Below are 3,637 nucleotides of genomic sequence, written 5' to 3' on the forward strand. Positions count from 1 at the left end.
TGAAATAATGAATTTGCAAATTGTTTGAGAGGGGAGAATAATTTTTCTTTTTCACTAAGCCACGAACCTTGTTACTATTATTGTAACGTGTCGTTCGTGGCTTCTTTTTCAGTTCAACTGCAAATAGTGAGGATGTATTTTGCATCTATTTCACATCATCTGACCGATAGCAAGCATTGCTATCTGATTTCGTCTCGACTCGTCAGCAAACGAAGTCACGAATGCAATTAGACAATGAATCTTTTTTGCAATCATTTTTTTCCATATACAATGATGTTCTTCAATCGTTATTCTGATTCTTCTAAAGGTTCGATGATTTCCCAAAATTCATTATAGACGCGATTGTAATCCTCTAAGGTGACCGGTCCTCCGCACGACATGATATTGTAAGTAATGCCAGGCCAAACCTTTCTGACCCCATAATCAATAAAGCCCATACGTTTGTAAAAATCGTATCGCTTTTTTCGTTGCTCGGTATTAGATGCGGGTTGGTCGACATCCTCTATATCAATCATAAAACGTTCGTTCTTATATCTTTCTAAAAGTCGTTTGATAATCCTCGTACCATACCCTTTTCCTCTTTCGTTAGGCATTACAGCAAAATAAAACAACCAACTCAAATTGTCATGATGATATGTATATGTGAGCCCCTTGAATTCGTCATTTTTATCATAAAAGCCTAAAAAACGGACATCTGCTTTTCGTTGCAATAGCAATAATGAGTCAAAAGACATGCGTTCAACTTTGGGAAATGCCTCTACATAGAGTTTTTTCACGAGCTCTATATCTTTTGAATCCTTTTTTATTTCTTTGATGTGTAGCATCGTATTCTTTTTTACAAAGATAGAAAATCTTTGTGAAACTGAACCAATTAAGTCGTTAAATATTCATGGCTACACATGAAATTATATAACAACATGTAGGGATTTTTGGTTTTTCGCATTACATGTTTTATCTTTGCAGAAAAGAAATAGCAAGATGAACAAATATTTAATCTCAATAAGGTTATTATTTTCTTATGTTGTGAACTCAGTGTCTTTGTTTTTGCACGAAATGCTCAAAAACATGAATTTAGGGGAGCATGGATTCAATGTGTCAATGGACAGTTTGAAGGTATGGGTACCCAGCAAATGCAACAGACACTTCGTTATCAGTTAGATGAACTACAGAAGGACGGTGTTAATGCCATTATCTTTCAAGTAAGAGCAGAATGTGATGCTCTTTATCCAAGTAGATATGAACCATGGAGCATATACCTGACAGGTGTTCAGGGAAAAGCCCCTTATCCATTGTGGGATCCGTTGCAATGGATGATAGAACAGTGCCATGAAAGAGGAATGGAGCTGCATGCATGGATTAACCCTTTTCGAACAAAGACAAAAGGAACAACGGCTTTAGCCAGCAACCACATTGCAATAAAGCAACCGGGAAGCGTATTTACCTACGGAGGACAATTTATTCTTAACCCTGGTAATCCTGCCAATAGGGCTTATATCTACCAAGTAGTAGATGATATTGTGAGCCGATACGACATTGATGGTTTTCACATCGATGATTATTTTTATCCTTATCCTGCACCAGGCGAGATTATTCAAGACGGACGTGAGTACAGGCAATATCACAATGGTATAAATAATATCGATGATTGGCGTCGTTACAACGTAAATGTTTTTATCAAAGAGTTAGGAGAGAAAATACATCAACGAAAGCCATGGGTCAAATTTGGTGTTTCGCCTTTTGGTATCTATCGTAATAAGAAGTCTGATCCGAAAATAGGCAGCAATACACGTGGGTTGCAAAACTATGACGACCTTTATGCCGATGTGCTGTTATGGGTAAACAATGGATGGGTAGATTATTGTGTGCCACAGCTCTATTGGCAAATAGGACATTCGACTGCTGATTATGAGACATTGATAAAATGGTGGAACAAGTATGCAGGAAACCGCCATCTTTGTTCTTTTCGTTTCACAACAATTACCTCTCAATGAAAGCGCTACAATGGCAATTGTTTTAAGCCGATCACCCTTCCCAAATAGTAAAATAAAAATACCATTTTTTGAACTTTTATTTTGAATCGTTTAGAGAGAAAAGTGCCATCTTTTTTTGGCAAAACCGAGCCGGGCACTTCCCAAAAGTGCCAAGCTGCTGCGAAAGGAGCCTTCTCATAGCACGGTTAGGCCTTCGTGGCTGCGCGGAAGAGCCTCATCGGCACGGCGATTGAGGCCTTTCCACCCTGCCGTTCGATATGTAATCGCGGGTGGAAAAACAGGAGAAATAAACCCATTTTTTCAAAGTGTTTGACCGTCAGACGTTTACAAACTACTGCAGATTTTGCGTATTTCGAACGAAGACAAACTGATTTTTAAATCGGTGAAAATTAGAACCCGTTTTGTCAATATCATTCACCTAACCTAATACCCCACAACCGGAGGTTGGAATGAGAACGGTATGCCTGTGGCACAAGGACACACTAAAAACCAAAAGGGGCAAAGCAAGCCTGCGAAAATGTTTGTTCAAGTCCTTGGTTTATCTCCAAAAAACGACATTTCTTGATTCAGTTGGCAGATGATTCAGGATTTTTATGTAAGTTTGCAAAAAGAAGAACGACATGGAAACAAAAGAGTTTTGGGATGCCCACACCCTTTTTAAGGTCAAACTGAAGGAAGGTGCCATCGACGATGCCCGGCGGTTGCTCTACCGCATGACGCAGCTCTACCCACACATCATCGACAACGACATGTCGGGCAACCGGGCTATCATTCACGATGCCCTTGGATTGGACAAGGTGATCGTTAATTTCAACTTGGCCTACTTCGTGCCCTACGCCATACGTCTGGCCGACGGGGCCTGGGAGGGCGTGAGCCATAACGGGCGGGTGATACCGTCGCTCGGGCAGCGCATCACCAACCGACTGATGAATGGCATCGCCAGTCGTCCGGAAGAATACGTCAGGGCTGTGATGCCGTTCTTTCGGAAAGCCCTGCAGCAGAACCCGAGCAACAAAGACAACCTGCGCCACCTGGCTCAGTTGTATATTCGTGTGAGACTGAAGTCGCAGGCCATCGCCATATACAAGAAGCTGTTGCAACGCTATCAGGACAGTTACCTGTATGCCGAGTTGGCCGATCTGACCGACGATACACAGGATCGCATCGCCTTATTGTGCATGGCCATCATGAAACAGCCCAAGGAGAGTTACAACATGGCCAACCGATATCGTCTGGCCGAAATGCTGCATCTGACCGATCCCACGCGTGCAGCCTACGAGATTCGCAAGAGCATCGCTGCACGCAAGAAAGCCAAACAGGCTATCCCGGCCGATGTGGATCGCATTGCCCGCATACTCTCGGACTACACTCCCGTGACCGATGCCGAGCAACAACTGTTTTATGAGAAACAGAAGCTACGGGCAAAGCGAGCGATAGAGGGATAGCCTACCCCCCTATGAATTAAGAAATAAGAAATAAGAAATAAGAATTAAGAATTAAGAAATAAGAATTAAGAAATATACATTATCAATTATCCATTATACATTATACATTATCAATTGTCCATTATTAATTGTGAATTGTGAATTACAACGCGTTAGCCTAATTGTGAATTATGAATTTTGAATTATGAATTGAAAACTCCT

The 3,637-nt window shown here is 41.4% G+C and carries 2 protein-coding genes and 1 pseudogene; 2 read left to right on the forward strand and 1 reads right to left on the reverse strand.

What is annotated here, in order from left to right; genetic code table 11:
- Nucleotides 1–287 precede the first annotated feature (287 nt).
- The gene (locus HMPREF0645_RS02050) at nt 288–824 is read right to left on the reverse strand and encodes a GNAT family N-acetyltransferase (RefSeq protein WP_007173162.1); all 537 of its coding nucleotides are present in this window, start codon (nt 822–824) and stop codon (nt 288–290) included.
- 183 nt (nt 825–1,007) lie between these two features.
- Between HMPREF0645_RS02050 and HMPREF0645_RS02055 the strand changes: the two are divergent.
- Both HMPREF0645_RS02055 and HMPREF0645_RS02060 read left to right on the forward strand, forming a co-directional pair.
- Nucleotides 1,008–1,955 (forward strand): annotated as a pseudogene (locus tag HMPREF0645_RS02055) (glycoside hydrolase family 10-like protein); the annotation flags it as partial.
- Between the two features lie 656 nt (nt 1,956–2,611).
- The gene (locus tag HMPREF0645_RS02060) at nt 2,612–3,436 is read left to right on the forward strand and encodes a DUF7017 domain-containing protein (protein ID WP_007173164.1); all 825 of its coding nucleotides are present in this window, start codon (nt 2,612–2,614) and stop codon (nt 3,434–3,436) included.
- Nucleotides 3,437–3,637 lie beyond the last annotated feature (201 nt).

Origin of the sequence: Hallella bergensis DSM 17361 (assembly GCF_000160535.1) — a bacterium.
GTDB lineage: Bacteria > Bacteroidota > Bacteroidia > Bacteroidales > Bacteroidaceae > Prevotella > Prevotella bergensis.